Source organism: Streptomyces muensis (assembly GCF_021474425.1).
Classification (GTDB): Bacteria; Actinomycetota; Actinomycetes; order Streptomycetales; family Streptomycetaceae; genus Streptomyces; species Streptomyces muensis.
In genome coordinates, this window is the sequence record NZ_JAKEIP010000075.1 from 13,865 (window position 1) to 28,471 (window position 14,607).

Genomic DNA, 14,607 nt, shown 5'->3' on the forward strand with positions numbered 1-14,607 from the left:
TGGCAGCGGCCCGCTGACACCATCGCCGACAGTCTCCTGTTTGCGGACGCACCAGGACCGATCTGAAGCACCAACAGTCTCAGGCCGAAACGAGCTACACTCTCTCGCTACGAACAGAGAAGCGCTCAGTAACGGACGTGCTCACCACAGGTAGTTGTCGTTGGTGGGTGGCAACCCTGCAGCGGCCTGGGACAGCTGATTGGAAAACAGCTCTTCCCTCGATGGCCTGCCTCGTCACCGGCCTGGCGTGGACGGTTTCACGCGGTAGCCATCGTGCCCGCGTCTGCCTGTTCTCCAGGTGGGAGTGTCTTCCGCACAAGTGCTGCGGAACACTACTGAACGACAGGAATCTCGTTCATGAGTTCCTCACGCGTACAGATCACGTCCGAGGACGGCAGCGTCCTGGACATCGAGCACGTCCCCCAGCCGCTCCCCATCCCGGAGCCGAAGGAGCTGGGAACGCTCCGGCGGGCCATGCGGGACAACCCGCGGATCAATCTCTCGCCCGAAGCCATCGAGGCTGCGACGGGCGTCTTCCTGGACGTACCCCGGCTCGTTCTCCTGGCTACCCACAAGAACGGCGTCGACGGCCTGGGCACCTTCTACGCCGGGGCCACCGCCCTGTACTTCCTCGAAGGTGTCGCCGATGCCGCCTCTCTCTCCACGGTGCTCGGCAACCCGAGACTCTCGCACCTCGTCAACGCCCCAACCTCGCCCAAGCCCACAGGGGTGGTCGACGACTCCGGCCAGCAGCTCGCCCAGCTGAGGGTGGATTTCGCCAGCCCGGCAGAAGCGCGGGCGCTCGTGGAGGCCGTGGCCATGGGGACTCTGCGGCAGGAGGGAGCTGACTACAGCGACTCGATCCTCAGCAACGGCGTAATGACGCCGGTCGAGGCGGTCATCTCGGAGGCCCACTACGACGACGGGAGCCCGACGACGTACATCGCGGGCCTGTACGACGGCATTTCCAGGGCAGTGAGTGCCGGCCGCGCCCGGCTGCACGATCCGGCCGCTAACGCGGCCGAGATGGTTCGACGGGTCGCGACTTCCTTCGGCGACACCTTCAACGCGTCCCGCGCGGCGCGCCGACGCTCGTACATCCGCGACGCGGAGCAGTACAACGCAGCCCTGGAGCGGGACGGCCTGAGCATGCCCACCCTGCGTCAGCTGCAAGCGCGCCGCATCCCACTGCGCCTGGTCGTCGGCGCCGTCATCTCCGAAGACGCCGCGCCTGACACTCTGCCGGCCGCGATCGCCACCGCCCAGAGCGCTCGGCACATCAGCGTGAACCCCTGGAGGGACGCGGCTCAGGACGCGATGACCGCGCGGCGCATGGTCGGCCATCTTCTGGCCCGGGGGCTGATCAGCCAGACGTTCGCCACGCTCGCCGCCGAGGACGGACTCACCGCCGACGACGTCAACGTCCTGGTCGCGGACTTCGGCCTGGAGCGGCACTCCGTGTGCGACCCGGACGGACGCCTGACGCCGCTGTGGCGGGCACTACTGATTGTGCACACGTTGACCCGGCCGCACATCTTCGTGGAGGCGAAGAGGTTCATCCGCAGCGACCGTGGGTTCGGGCAGGTGCGTGACGAGCGGTACGCCGGATTTCTCGGGGTCCTTATCGACCTCCCCTGGCGCGCCGTCAAGCCGGATACCACGGACGTCGCCCGGCGTGCCTGGCGCAACGGCGGTGCCCTGACCCCGGAGGTGTTCCAGAACTGGACGCCGGTGGTCGGCTCCCCGGAATCCGTCCGCCTGCTGGCGGACGACGGTGACCACAACGCGGTCACCACCCTGATGGTGCTGGCGGGCACCGCGCTGATGGCGGACGCCGTCCTCACCCGAGACACCGGCAGCAAGGTCGATGACGGCCGTGTCCCGTACCGGGCCACGCCCCCGGCGCTCCTCTCCCCCTGGGCCGCCACCGCCCACGGACGTCGGCAGGCACAGACCGTGCTAGAGACATTTGACCCCACCAAGGCCGGCGGCACCGGCGAGGGCCGCTCGGTCCAGGCGGACTACACGTACCTGCACGTGGACCCTCAGGGCCGGCCCATCCCGGATGGCGCTGCCCTGCAGACCCTGCGCGAGGGACACCTCTTCGAGCAGGCCGACCCCGACCGCAGTGCCAAGGAACGGCGCAAGCTCCGCGCAGCCCAGGCGGCAACGGCCGGGCGGACACAGTCCCGAGAAGACCGCAACGAGCAGCGCCGCATCGACCTGCTCGACAACCTGGGCCAAGCGGTCAGCACCGTGAAGAACCTGATCACCGAGGCCGCCGACTTCCCCAACCCGCTCAAGGAACACCCCATGGGCAGCCGGGCCGACTGGCAGGAGGTCCGGGAAAACGTACGCGCCCTGGAAGACCTGCTGATCGATGTCCGGCCTCCCGCCGAACCGCACCCCGGCCGGACCCCGGACGCGGACCGCACCCAGACCTGACAGGCCACCACCCAGCCCACTGAGAAGAGGTCCCGGGGGCCAGCACTTGCAGCGGCCCCCTGGGTGGTACCTGCCTGCCGAAGCCGAGCGGGCCAGGGCAGGCAGGCTCCGAGCCTGTAGGAGAAGCCCAGCAATGATCACCATCGACGGTCTCCGCGCCGCCATCCTGACGGCCGGACTCGTGCTCTGTTACTTCGTCCACAAACACACGACGGACAAAATCCCCGGTTCCACAGGGAAAGGCGACATCGTCGGCGCCATCGGTGCCGCTGCCGCTGTCGTGATGATGCTCTGGGCGCTGTTCGGCGGAACGGACAACACCGCACGTGACGCAACTACCCCCACGCAGCCCTCAACCGTGACCACGGCGCCGGCCGACCAGCCCACGTCGGCACCCTCCCCGTAAAGCTGGAGGCGTCATGGCAGACGGGCTGCCCGGACCGCGCTCGGTCCGGGCAGCCCGCGCTGGGGATCGAGGTCAATTTCCGAGGGTTGTCTGTCTCGCCGCCCGTGCCCAGATGGCCTGCCGGCGGTTGGTGAAGCCCATGCGGTTCCAGTGGAAGAGCACGTGTCTGGCCAGGATGGCGCGCAGGCCGAGCTGGAGGCTGCCCGCGCGAGCCGCGTCCGCGAGGGCGGTGGCGCCGCGCTCCATGCTGGTGATCCAGGTCCGCTGCGGTGTCAGGGAACCGTCGGCGAGTGCGGCGCGGGCGTCGAGCGTCAGAAGTCGTCGTAGCGCGGCCGTCATGCCGCTGATCTGGGTCAGGGATACGTCTGAGGGAAGCGGCCGTCTGGCCTCGACCTGACCCCAGACGTCTCCCTGTTCGCCCAATTCCAGTCCTGCGGCGCGCAGGAACAGGGTCGTGACGAGGAAGGAGGTCTCTTTCGCCCCGAGGAGGCCGCCGGTGCCGTTGGCAGTGTGCTGGTGGTAGTCGAGGACGCCGACGCTGTCGGCATGGAACAGGGCGTGTGTGAGCGTCATGCCCTTTGGGCCGCCGAACGCGATGGTCTCTGGCTCGTACCGGGAGGGCCACCATCGCTTGGCCGTGCCCCGGGACAGGATTCTGTCCAGGGCTTCAGTGAGGTGCGCGATGGTGTCCTCGGTGTCCGGGGCCGGGCGTACGCGCAGGCGCCAGCAGGGGTACTTCCGTACGAACCACCATGCTCCGACCGCCTCGGTGTGCAGATACGGCAGGAGGTAGGCGCGGAACGCGTGTTCTGCGGTGGGGTAGTCGGCGAACTCGATGTTCACCTGGTGCCATTCCGCAGGCGGAGTGGTGAGTGCGGCTCGGCCGGCGGCGCGGTAGCGCTCGAGCGCATCAGTCAGCCGGGCTGGGGATGTGCGAACCCTGTTAGCGGCCTGCTCGATCGGCGTTCCGGCGAGGACGGACAGGACGGCGTTCTCCATTGCGCTGGTGTCCTCGTGGCCCATGTGGTGGTCTCCTCAGCACAGCAGCAGGCAGGCGTCCCAGTTGGTGGCGGGTCCGGAGCCCGGTTCGGCGGTTTGGAAAGCAAGGACAGCCCCTGCTGCTCCTTCGAGGAAGCCGGGTTCCTCCGGAGGGGCTAGGGCGAGGAAGCGGTCGCGGAGTTCGGGGAGTCGGTCGGTGAACGCGGTGGGGATCTCGGCGCCTTCGGCGACGCGTTGGACGGTGCGTAGAAGTCCGCCGACTCCGTGGCACAGGCCGCGGCTGGTGAGTTGGTCGAGCTGGATGGGGTCGGCCAGGCAGTACAGGAGTGCTCGTTCGGCCATGCGTTTGCGGTCGGGGTCGTTCAGGGCGAGGGCGGCGAGTTGTTGGGCGCGGGCCAGGCCGGGGGTGCCGTAGCACCAGGAGGGGGCGGCCAGGTGTGGGGGCACGGTGGTGGTGTCGGTGATCCAGCGTGGCCAGCGGGTGCCGTGGTGGTCGTTCACTCGTATCTGGTCCAGCCAGCTGCAGATCCGCAGCATGGCCTTCTCGTGGCCGGGGACGGTGATGCCGTGGAGTTTGGCGAGTGCGAGGAGGGCGAGGGGGCCGGTGATGCCGTGGGCGAGGCCGGCGTTGGCGTGGCCGTCGGGGATGGGAGCACTGAGGTTGACGGGGCTGTGGCTCACCCACCAGCCCAGGCGGGGTCGCCCGTCAGCGGTGGGGAGCGGCTCGGTCAGGCGCACCAGGTACTCCAGTACGCCCTTGAGCTCGCCGCCCTCGGGGGCGCGGCGTAGGAGGAGGGCGCCGAGGCCGGTCAGGCCGCGCAGGAGGTCGTACTCGGCGAAGGTGGTCGGCTCGCCGCGGTCGATGCGGGCGTGTGCTGCTGTCAGTCGGCGTCGGATGTGGGTTGCGACGATGCGGTCGAGGGTCTGCAGGGCGCTGGTGTACCGGTTGTTGTCGACGGTGGTCCAGTGCAGTACGTACGTCATCGCGGGCGCGCCGAGGAACAGGCCGGTCTCGTTGCCGTCCAGGAGCGGGCCGATGTCGGCGAGTTGCTGATGGGCGGTCTGCCAGGATCCGGTGCCCTGGCGAGCGCGTTCGACGTGGAGCAGGGCGATGCCGAGGGAGCCTCGGGCGAGGGACTGCCGGAGTGTGGCGTCCGTGTCCGGGGCGGGCGGAGCGGTGGTCACCGCAGGGCTCCTTCTTTTCTTGCGGTCCAGGAAAGGGCGGCGGCGCGGGCCAGGCGGCGGCAGATGGCTTCGCTGTCGGGGTCGATGCCAGCAGCCCGGTTGTGGTGCATGTGCAGGAGGGACGGCAGAACCGCAGCGGGGTCGGCACCGTGCGCTTCGAGAGCCTGGCGGTAGGCCGTCAGGGCGGTGCGGCGCAGGGCCCACGTCGTGACGAGGTGATCACCGTTGGGCAAGGCTCGCAGGGCCGCGTGACCGGGGCCTGGGGCGGAGAGGTGGACGGCTGCGGAGAGTACGCCGCGGGTGGTGGCTTCGCCGTCGTTCCTCAGGAGGTTCGTCGTCAGCCATGCCCGTCCGTCCGCTGGAGAGCCGAGGAAGGCGTCGGCGATGTCGACGAAGCTGCTGGCGGTGACGGCGGGCCGGAGGCTCTCGGGGATGGGGAGGGCCATCTGTGCGAGGGCGGCGGCGGAGTCTGCGGCGAAGACCTGTTCGGCGGCGTCCAGGGTGGGGCCGGTGCCGTAGCGTCCGGTTTCCGGCTCGTCGGTGTCCCACTGCACGCGTTGGAGCAGGCCCTCGGCACGTAGTGCGTTCGCCCAGGCGGCGACGTGCTGTGCCGCTTCGCTGAAGGCGTACGGGCTCGGGAGGCGGAGTCGCAGCCGGATGTGGCTGTCGGGATCGGTGTAGCGGGTGAACCACCACGTCGGTTCGTCGGCGTCCCAGTCGTGGAGGAGGCGCGGGAGGTGCGCGGTCAGCAGTTCGGGTGCCCGGTCTGCGTTGCCGTACAGCTTCAGGTAGGCCCACTCGCCAGCGCCGGGAAGGCGGCTGGAGCCATGGCGGACGACGGTTGCCATGCGGTTGATGGGCGCGGGGGAAGGTGGTTGGTCGGAAGCGAAGGACGCGGTGATTTCGTGGGCGCGGCCAACCCAGCCGAACGCCGCCTCGTCGGGCGCTTCGTGCACGGTCACCGTTCCGTGGCGGTCCAGTTCGGCGCGCAGAAGTTGCCGGTGGGCGCTGACGTCGAGGTCGAGGCGGAGCCGTTGGTCGTTGCCCCCGACGTACACGGTGCGGGGCACGCCGTAGCGGATGCGCCAGTCGGTGAAACGGAACATCCAGTCGCGACTGTCGTCGCAGAGGTCGCGTGTGTTCAGCCGCCAGCAGGCGGCGGACAGGATGGTGCGGCCGACGCGGACTTCGGGCAGGAACGGCAGCCGGGCCGCCGCGCCCCAGGCAAAGGGGGTGAGGATGGCGGTGTGGGAGCGGTGCAATTCAGTGACGAAGCGGACGAGGGGGTGCGTGGCGCTGCTGAGTTCCACGGCGTTCATGACCGAGGGCTCGATGAGCTGTCCGGTGGAAAGGGAGAGCAGGTAGAGGCGTCGGGAGTCGGCGACGACGCCGAGGTCGTCCAGGTCGAGGGTGGAGTCCGGGTTGTGCTCGCCGACCGAGAGGACGTGCGGGACGACGGCTGGGGCGCGGCCGACGTTGCGGGTCGGGATGCGCAGGGGTGGGCTGGAGACCTGCCCGCGTACGGCTCCGGCGGCCAGCGTTGGCAGGGCGGCGTACTCGGCGGTCATCCGGTCGCGGTCCGACTGGTCCAGCATCGTCAGGAAACGGCCCGTCGTGGTGCCGGCCGCGAGGGACAGACCTGCGGTGACCAGATGGAATCGGCCGTGCTCCAGGTCCTCCAGTGAGGGGGACAACACGGTGAAGCACAGTTCGACGTGCGCGGGCACCTGAGTGGGTTCCCCGAGTGACATGGCCTCGATGTCCTCCTCGGTGAGGACGACTTCGCGCCGATCGGTGAGGGCCGCCGACTGGGCGAGGGAGAGGAGGTGATCGTCTCGGCGGGTCGTGGCTAGCACCGGCCGCTTCAGGACGGTGCCGCGGTAGCCGACGGGGAAGCCGAGGCCGGTGTCCGGGTCGGTGAGGTCGCGCAGGGGGACGATCGCGCCCATGCTGTAGCGCTCCAGGAACCGTGCGCGATAGTCCTGCCACGCTGGAGAGCCGTTCGGGTACGGCGAGATGCGGGAGACGACCTCCAGGGCACGCTCCGCCTCGCGTGTGACCGCTGTCGGCAGGACGATGTCGCAGTCGGGGCGCACATTGACGACCAGGGTGTGGGCGGTGGCGTCGATGAGGGTGTTCATCCGCGCAGCCGCCTGGACGCGTAGGGCCTGCTGCTCACCCTGGGCAGCGATGTCGTGCAGGGTGAGCAGCTGGTGGATCTTTCGCAGCTCCTCGGCTGTCTCCGCCCCACCTGATGTGGCGGCGGCACCCGTGGCGTCGAGCTGCGCGATGAGATGTCCGAGCGCTTCGTCGCACGTCATGGGGGCGTGGAGGTTGGTCAGCAGGACGCGATGGGCGACGAGGCTGGACACCATGTCCTCGATCACCGCGGTCGGCGTATCCGGGTAGTCGCCGTGGAGTTTGACCACGAGGTCGCCGACCATGATCGGCGTACTGGCCAAGGTCAGCACCGCTTCCACAGCTCGGGTTCGTCGCAGTGTGGTGTCGGTGGGGCCATTCGTGCCGGACTGGTGCGGTACTGCCACCCGAGTGCCTCGTACCGTGCAGGTCGGATCTGCCATCACCGGCAGGCGCCGCAGCACCTCCCGATTGCCTTCCAGGGCGGTGATGGCGGCGTTCAACCACTCGGCATCGGCCCGGGCGAAAGCACGGTGCTCCTTCCCCCATTTCACCCGAGCGGTGCCGCCGATGCTCACGGGGGCGGGGCCGGCGAACAGCCCGAACGGTGTGGCGCGGTGCTGCATGCGCAGCAGGTAGCGGGCGAGCGAGGCCGTGGTGCGCCGGACGGTGCGCGGCCGTTGCCGCTCTCCGTCGAGCACGTCGCGGATGGCGGAGGCGAGTAGCGGCGCGGCGAACTCGATTGCGGCAGCCCGGGTGTCGTCCGACCAGACCTGGGCGATCCAGTCGCGCCAGCGCTCGACGTCGGCGGGGGTTTCCCCATCCAGGTCGGGCCAAGGAGGAAGCGTCGCGGCCAGCGGGAAGACTGATGTGCGGATCATGCTCGCGTCGATTGCGTGGTACATCGCTGCGCCTCCTTCTTCGTCACGGCGGTGCGCGGGGCCGGGCGTGTCAGATTCCGCCCGGCCCCTGGTTGGGTCAGCCGCCGATGCAGGTGCTGTTGGTGCAGGCGGACTGGCAGGTGGAGGTGCAGTTGTCGCTGGTGTCGTTCAGCAGCGAGCCGATGACCGGGGTGGAGGCGAGGGTCTCGATGTTGAGGTCGAAGTCCGACCCGGTGTTGGTGCTGTAGTCGGTCGCGGCCTTCAGCGTTGTCGTGGGGTTCTGCTGTGCCATCACGTACTCCTCACGGGAAAAGGCGGGTGGGATGTGCTGTGCCGGCCTGGCCGTGGCGCCGCCGACGGCGTCACGGCCAGGTGATCGTGACCCGCGTGTGGGGTCGGTCGACGAGACGGCCCGCGGGAAGCCGGTCGTCCGGCGTACCTGCCGGGTGGACCTCGATGTGGGCACGGTGGGCCCGGTGGTCGCTGTGCCAGACCTGGATCTCCTCCACCAGACGGTCCGCGACCTTCTGTCCCTGCGGCCCGTGGCCGATCGCCCCGAGCTCGTACCGGTCGGGGTCGTCGGTGGGGCGCGCGGTGCGGTAGGCGAAGCTGTCTCCGTCCACCAGCGTGGGGACGCCGATCGGCGACGCGGAGCCGACCAGACCACGCTTCCGTGCGCCGATCTTGGCAGCCATCAAGGGGAGGTTGTCGAGGGCGGTCGTCAGCCACAGGTCCAGGTGCTCGGTGGACTCGTCGCCGGCCACGGTGACGCCCGACCACGCCTCGACACGGGGCATGCCCAGGGCCACACGCAGGGCCTCGGCGTCAGGCTCGGGATGGCCGTCCAGGCGGAGGGCGATCTCCTCCCCTTCCACGTCGTGGAGCAATACCAGGCGCACGCGGTTCTCCCCGACGCCCTGCATCGGCACGAACCCGCACAGCTCGAACCCGTCACTGACGAGCCGCTCCCTGTCGCGGACGAACGCCACCGTGCGGGTCATGCCACGCATCCGCAGCGGCACCACGAGCCGACCACCCTCCTTCAGCTGGTGGACCCAGGCGGGCGGGATGTCGACGGCCTGCACGGTGACGACGATGCGGTCGTACGGCGCGTGGCCGGCTACGCCATGCTCGCCGTCGGCTGTGATCACGGTGACAATCCGGTCGTAGCCGGTCGCCTTGAGGAACTCCTCCGCACGCCGGGTGACGTCGCGGTCGATGTCCATCGTGACGACGCGGCCCCGCTCGCCCACCATCTCGGCGAGGTAGGCCGCGTTCACCCCGCCGGAGCCGATCTCCAGGACACTCATCCCCGGCCGGATGTCCGCCTGCTCGATCTGCATGGCCTGGATGCGCGGGGCGGACACCGAGCTGATGTGCACGCCCGTCGCATCCGTCTTCGTGACCGGGGCGAACTCGGCCTCGTAGGTCTTGGCCATGTCCACTTCGGGGGTGGCCAGGTGCCGGGGGACCGAACGGAACGCGGCCACGACGCGGCCACTGCGCGCGGCCCCCAGTTCGATCAGCCGCTCCACCATGGCATCACGCATCTGCTGTTCGGATGCGGAGGCGTTGTGCTTCTCGGACGTTGGGGCGGGAGTGTCATTCACAAGCATTCTCCTTCTCGGCACTACGTCGTCTTCTTGAACTGGGCCAGCCTGTCTGCGGTGTTGTCGGCCAGGTCAGCGGCGAGTTCGCGCACGTCAAGGGGAAGGCCCTCGTCCTTACTGGCATTGATTCCGGCACCGACCGCGCCGACGGCGCCGATCAGGTCGAACAACGTGTCGTCGTCTGGTTCCTCGGTTGCCAAGGCGGCTCTCTCTTCTTGTGGCGGTGCGACCCGCTCCCGCTGTGACCTGTCTCCTTCTGAGGTCGGGGATACCTCCAGCTCGAACAGCGGGAGCGGGGTTGAAGGCCCGCCCAGGACGCGGCCGTTCTCCTACGCGACGTGGGCGGGCGGTCTGTTGAGTGGCGCTTTGGTGGGCCACTGGCCGAGGGGACTGGGCTGTCCGGGAGCCTGGGCATTCCGCAGGCGGGCGGCGCGCTCGCTCATCGTCCAGTGGAGCTGTTCGAGCCTGAAGACGCATCGCTGGCAGGCGCAGAGGGGAAACGCCGTGCCCGCCATCGCGATCTCGCCGACCTCGGCCACGGGGACGTTCGTCTGCTCGCACCTGAAGCAGTTGCCGGTCGCCCAGTCGAAACGGTTCCACAACTCTCCTGGCCTCACCCCCATGGCGGGCCTCCTCCCGGGAGATGGGGCATCGGGTTACCGCCGACGAGGGGCAGAAAGGCGACGGGGCGCGCATGCCACACGAAGGAGCACGACCCCGCTGCGAGCGGCAGCGTGAAATCCACACCTTGTTGAAGAGCTGAGACGGCGTCCCGCCAGCTCTGGGCACGTCGGTCCACGAGAAGGTCGATGAAGGCCGGCTCAGCGGCCGAGGCGATGACGCGGACTTGAATGCGTGCCCATCGGACAGCCGAAGCGGCGGTCGGCTGTGCAGCACAGCTGATGCGCCGCCCATCCGTATGACCCCACTCGCACCAGAACCCGGACTCAGGCCCGCAGACGGCGCGTGTCGGCGTGGGAGAGACATGAAGGAGCGCGGGGTGATCAGGGCGCATGGCCGCCTGCCTCCGGGCAGACCCACAGCAGTCGGCGGGTGAGACTGGCGACGTCGCGCATGTAGAAGAAGGCGCTGAAGGCCGGCGTCTCCTTCGTAGGACGCTCTGACAGATCCAGCAGCTTGTTCGCCCGTCTGACCAGATGCCTGATGTCGGGGTCCTCGTCCGCGCCCAGGTCCATGCCGAGAAGCCGGTTCAGCTGCTCGATGACGGCCGTGGTCCTGATGTCGATGCTTTCGCGGGTGGAGGTGCCCAGCTTCATCCTCAGGGCGGCGTCGGTGCTGTCCGCGATCAACTCCGTGTCGATGGGCTGGTTGTCGACGGCTGGAGCCTTGCGTCTGTCCGTCACGGTGCTCACCACGCATCTCCCCTCGGTACCGCAACCTGCGGCGACTGCCTCGGTTGCTCGGGTTCGGAGACGAACGTAGAGCGGCCGTCACCCAAGCCCCAAGGAGATTGCGCGAGTTTGCAGCAAGCCGATTGACGGCCCACAACAGCCCATCGACCATCGTCATGTCGCGCAATCCCAAGCAAGGCAGCAGACAGGAGAACCACCATGAAGCTACGGTTCCTTGGTAAGAACTCCACGGTCGGCGACTGCCCGACCCTGTACGCCACGGACCGGGACACGTACCTCGTCCAGGGCTGGAAGATCTTCGCGAATGACCTGCTGATGCAGCTTGAGATCCCGGAGGGGGAGACGGCGGTGGAGGTGCCCACAGAGCTGTTCGAGCACCTCACGAAGGACCACCTGGCGGCCGGGGAGATCAGGCGCGTCGAGGGTCCGATCATGATCCTCACGCCGAACGGTACGTTCGTCGTCCAGGGCCGCGAGGTGACCGACCCCGAAGCGCTGGCTCAGATGGAGATTCCGGACTACGAGACCGTGGTCGAGGTCCCCAAAGCCGCGATCACCGCCCTACTGGAGGAACCGCGTGGAGCTGATCTCCAGCGCCGAGCGCAACCAGCTCTTTGAGAGCTTCGCGCAGGACGCATTTCATCTGGAGCTGAGGGACGACTACTCCGTCCCCGACGAGGACAGCCCGTTCACGAGCTGGCTCCGCGGCGAGACCGTCGACTACTCCTACATGGAACCCTGGACGCGGCTCATCAGGCGTGTCACGGGTGAAGGGAGAACCGTCCGACGCGTCCGAGTGGTCACAGAGCCGCACACCCCCTACATCCAGTGGGAGCACGCCACCACCGCCCTGAACGAGGAGGCCGGCGAGGAGATCCGCTGGCTGCCCCGGCACCGCCTGCCGGAGGGCATCACCTTCCCCGTGGGAGGCAACGACTGGTGGCTGTACGACGACCGCCTGCTCGCCGTGGGCCACTTCGCACCCGACGGCAGGGTGCTCGGGTCGGAACTGATCGAGGACCCGGACACCGTGGCCGAGTGCGTACGCCTACGGGACCTGCTGTGGTCCGCCGCCACCCCGCACCCCGAGTACAAGCCCTGACCGACCCGTGAGCACCCAAGCACAAGAGGCACTGCAAGCGCTCGGTGCCCGGCTGCGCGGCTTCCGCAAGGATGCCGGATTCGCCAGCGGCCGGGCATTCGCGCGCGCCACCACGTGGCAGGAGTCGAAGGTCTCCCGGATCGAGAACGGCAAGCAGCGCCCCAGCGAGGACGACATCCGCGTCTGGTGCGAGACGACCGGCCAGGGCGACCAACTCGGCGACCTGGTCGCGATCGTCCGCCACGTCGACGAACTGTGGCTCGAATGGCGCCGACAACTCCAGACCGGCGTCGAGAAACGACAGCGCCAAGCCATCCCGGTGTACGCCAAGACCAAGGTCTTCCGCATCTGGCACCCCACGCTCATCTGGGGAACACTCCAGACCGCGGACTACGCCGCCGAGGTCTTCCAACAGGGCGTCAGCTATTACGAGATACCCAACGACACCGAAGCGGCCGTGGCGAAGAGACTCGAACGCCAGCAGTACCTATACCAGGGCGAGCGCATCTTCAACGTCCTCCTCGGCGAACAGGCCCTCTACACCAACTTCGGCGGCCCAGAAGTGATGAAGGGACAGCTCGACCGCCTCCTGGCGGTGATGCGCCTTCCCCGCCTCAGCCTGGGCATCGTCCCCAAGTCCGCCCCGACCCTCATCTGGCCGGGCAATGCGTTCTCGATGTTCGACAGCCGACTCGTCCTCGTCGAGACCTACTCGGCGGAGTTCTCCGTCTCCCAGCCCCGAGAAATCGAGCTGTACACCAAAGCGTTCGCCCTCCTGAAGCAGTCAGCGGTCTACGGAACCGCCGTCCGAGACCTCATCTCCACGGCGATCCAGCACTACGACCAGATCCCGAACGACTAGGAGAGCGCACCGTGCAGCCGATGACCCCGAACTGGCGAACCAGCTCCTACACAGAAACGCAGAACTGCGTCGAAGTAGCGGACAATGACCCGACCACGGTGATGATCCGGGACACCAAGGCACGCGGCCGGGGAATGATCGAAGTCCAACCAACCACGTGGACGGCTTTCGTGGAGCACACCAAGCAGAGTCAGCACTGATGGCGTTCGCGTGGGGCCCTCTGAACGGTGCCGATCACCCTCAGTTGTCCGCTGCCATCCAATCGAGCCGTTTGTCAGCGAACCCAGGCGTTTCCGGATCGCAGCGCGCCGCCGACTGCACAGCGCGGTGTCATGTCGCCGGGAATCCAGGAGCGATGTGGTGCCGCTCGGCGGTACGCTGCTCTCTTCGCCCCACGGCGGAGTCACCCCCCCGGCGGAATCTATGGCGCAGACACCCACCGGCCTCTTCCCGGTTACTGACCCCGACCGGCAGGCCAAGGGCCGACAGAAGATGCACGGCTTGGCCTTGTACATCACCCACGTCTGGGAAGCCGCCGCCTCCACCGACACCACGCTCTGCCGCGATCATGGTCTGGACGTCGACTCCGAGCGCGTCGCGCTTGAAATCGCCCCCGCTCTCGCGGCTATCCGCACCCTTGACCTCGAAGTGCTTCGGGCCAGCCTCAACAGGGCCGTTGCCCAGCGCTACCTGGACCTGCAGAAGACCGACCCCCAGGGGCAGGTCGTCCTCGGTGTGGTGCTCCCGCGGAACGCCGACATCCACCTCCCGGCAACCCTCGATCTCCACGTCGACCGTGTCGTCGGCGAAGGCGACGGCTACAGGGTGATGCCCTCCTGGCAGCCGTACGACAAGCTGCCTGCCGTCGTACGCGCCAACAGGAGGAACCAGAGCAACAGAAACGGCACAAGCGAGCCCTCCCACACCGCCTATCGGAACGCGGTCGGCGGCCACCTCGTCATCGAGACCCTCCTCGACGCGTTCGCCTTCTTCCTGCGCTGCGACCCCACCCTGGCCCGACGCGTCGCAGGTACGGACGACCTGGCGTACTTCCCGTTGCGTGCCTACACCATCCACGACTACGAGCGCCGCCACCCCGACCAGCCCAACCGGGCCGCCTTCGGTGCGGAAGTCCGCCGACTCACGGAGGACGCCCCGCCCTCAGGGGCCGGCCGGGAGATCTTGTATCGCCTCACCAGCGACGGCACGGCCGTGTACTGCGGGCACACCGTCGAGCCGTTCGGCCTGCGCTCGGTGTTCACCGAGTCCGCGCCGCAGATCGTGCGCGATATCCGGGCCGGGTACCCGTATGTCGCCGCGGCCACCGACGGCACGCACCACGCCGTCGTTGCCGACGCTGACGGCCGCCTGGCGGCGGACGGCGTCGCGCTCGATGACTATGCCTTCGCCCAGCCGTGCCGACATCCGCTCCCCCAGACATGGCTGGCGTGGTGGCAGCTAACGCTCGAGGACCCGTTCTGGTACCGGAAGCAACGGCACTGCGCGGGGAGCCCACGCGACCTATGAGGTATGTGAACCGTCCGCCACCTCCGGCGTACGAGCCGTCAGGGTGGCGTGGCGGCGGTGGCTTCCATCTGTACGGTC

At 68.5% G+C, this 14,607-nt stretch carries 15 protein-coding genes; 7 read left to right on the forward strand and 8 right to left on the reverse strand.

Annotation, left to right across the window (positions count from 1 at the left end):
- The first annotated feature begins 357 nt into the window (after positions 1-357).
- Both L0P92_RS19540 and L0P92_RS19545 read left to right on the forward strand, forming a co-directional pair.
- The gene (locus tag L0P92_RS19540) at positions 358-2,445 is read left to right on the forward strand and encodes a hypothetical protein (RefSeq protein WP_234764082.1); all 2,088 of its coding nucleotides are present in this window, start codon (positions 358-360) and stop codon (positions 2,443-2,445) included.
- A 133-nt stretch (positions 2,446-2,578) separates the two neighbouring features.
- Complete coding sequence (locus L0P92_RS19545) at positions 2,579-2,851, forward strand: hypothetical protein (protein WP_234764083.1); 273 nt, start codon at positions 2,579-2,581, stop codon at positions 2,849-2,851.
- Positions 2,852-2,923: 72 nt separating this feature from the next.
- On the opposite strand, the gene L0P92_RS19550 is transcribed toward L0P92_RS19545, so the two are convergent.
- From L0P92_RS19550 to L0P92_RS19585, 8 genes are all read right to left on the reverse strand, one after another.
- Positions 2,924-3,874 carry a thiopeptide-type bacteriocin biosynthesis protein gene (locus L0P92_RS19550; protein WP_234764084.1) on the reverse strand — a complete coding sequence of 317 codons (951 nt, stop codon included), beginning with the start codon at positions 3,872-3,874 and terminating at the stop codon, positions 2,924-2,926.
- Positions 3,875-3,886: 12 nt separating this feature from the next.
- Entirely contained in the window at positions 3,887-5,035 is a 1,149-nt protein-coding gene (locus L0P92_RS19555) for a lanthionine synthetase C family protein (protein WP_234764085.1), read from the reverse strand.
- A complete protein-coding gene (locus L0P92_RS19560) occupies positions 5,032-8,079 on the reverse strand; it encodes a lantibiotic dehydratase (protein WP_234764086.1) in 3,048 nt (1,015 codons plus the stop codon). Before L0P92_RS19560 ends, L0P92_RS19555 begins: the two co-directional genes overlap by 4 nt.
- A 73-nt stretch (positions 8,080-8,152) precedes the next feature.
- Complete coding sequence (locus L0P92_RS19565) at positions 8,153-8,347, reverse strand: FxLD family lanthipeptide (protein ID WP_149825828.1); 195 nt, start codon at positions 8,345-8,347, stop codon at positions 8,153-8,155.
- A gap of 70 nt (positions 8,348-8,417) precedes the next feature.
- Positions 8,418-9,665: a methyltransferase, FxLD system gene (fxlM, locus tag L0P92_RS19570; RefSeq protein WP_234764087.1), complete on the reverse strand. Its 1,248-nt coding sequence runs from the start codon at positions 9,663-9,665 to the stop codon at positions 8,418-8,420.
- 20 nt (positions 9,666-9,685) lie between these two features.
- Positions 9,686-9,865, reverse strand: coding sequence for a hypothetical protein (locus tag L0P92_RS19575; protein WP_234764088.1), 180 nt, complete (start codon positions 9,863-9,865; stop codon positions 9,686-9,688).
- 129 nt (positions 9,866-9,994) lie between these two features.
- Positions 9,995-10,288, reverse strand: coding sequence for a hypothetical protein (locus L0P92_RS19580; RefSeq protein WP_234764089.1), 294 nt, complete (start codon positions 10,286-10,288; stop codon positions 9,995-9,997).
- Positions 10,289-10,669: 381 nt separating this feature from the next.
- Complete coding sequence (locus L0P92_RS19585) at positions 10,670-11,029, reverse strand: hypothetical protein (RefSeq protein WP_234764090.1); 360 nt, start codon at positions 11,027-11,029, stop codon at positions 10,670-10,672.
- A gap of 207 nt (positions 11,030-11,236) precedes the next feature.
- On the opposite strand from L0P92_RS19585, the gene L0P92_RS19590 reads away from it, so the two are divergent.
- The 5 genes from L0P92_RS19590 (at position 11,237) to L0P92_RS19610 (ending at position 14,529) form a co-directional block, all read left to right on the forward strand.
- Positions 11,237-11,656 carry a hypothetical protein gene (locus L0P92_RS19590; protein WP_234764091.1) on the forward strand — a complete coding sequence of 140 codons (420 nt, stop codon included), beginning with the start codon at positions 11,237-11,239 and terminating at the stop codon, positions 11,654-11,656.
- Entirely contained in the window at positions 11,616-12,140 is a 525-nt protein-coding gene (locus L0P92_RS19595) for a DUF6879 family protein (RefSeq protein WP_234764092.1), read from the forward strand. The genes L0P92_RS19590 and L0P92_RS19595 overlap by 41 nt, the downstream gene beginning before the upstream one ends.
- A gap of 7 nt (positions 12,141-12,147) precedes the next feature.
- On the forward strand, positions 12,148-13,002 hold the full coding sequence (locus tag L0P92_RS19600; RefSeq protein WP_234764093.1) for a helix-turn-helix domain-containing protein: 855 nt from the start codon (positions 12,148-12,150) through the stop codon (positions 13,000-13,002).
- Positions 13,003-13,022: 20 nt separating this feature from the next.
- Positions 13,023-13,202: a DUF397 domain-containing protein gene (locus tag L0P92_RS19605; RefSeq protein WP_234764111.1), complete on the forward strand. Its 180-nt coding sequence runs from the start codon at positions 13,023-13,025 to the stop codon at positions 13,200-13,202.
- Between the two features lie 223 nt (positions 13,203-13,425).
- Positions 13,426-14,529 (forward strand): hypothetical protein, encoded by a 1,104-nt coding sequence (locus L0P92_RS19610; RefSeq protein ID WP_234764094.1) that lies wholly within the window; start codon positions 13,426-13,428, stop codon positions 14,527-14,529.
- Positions 14,530-14,607 lie beyond the last annotated feature (78 nt).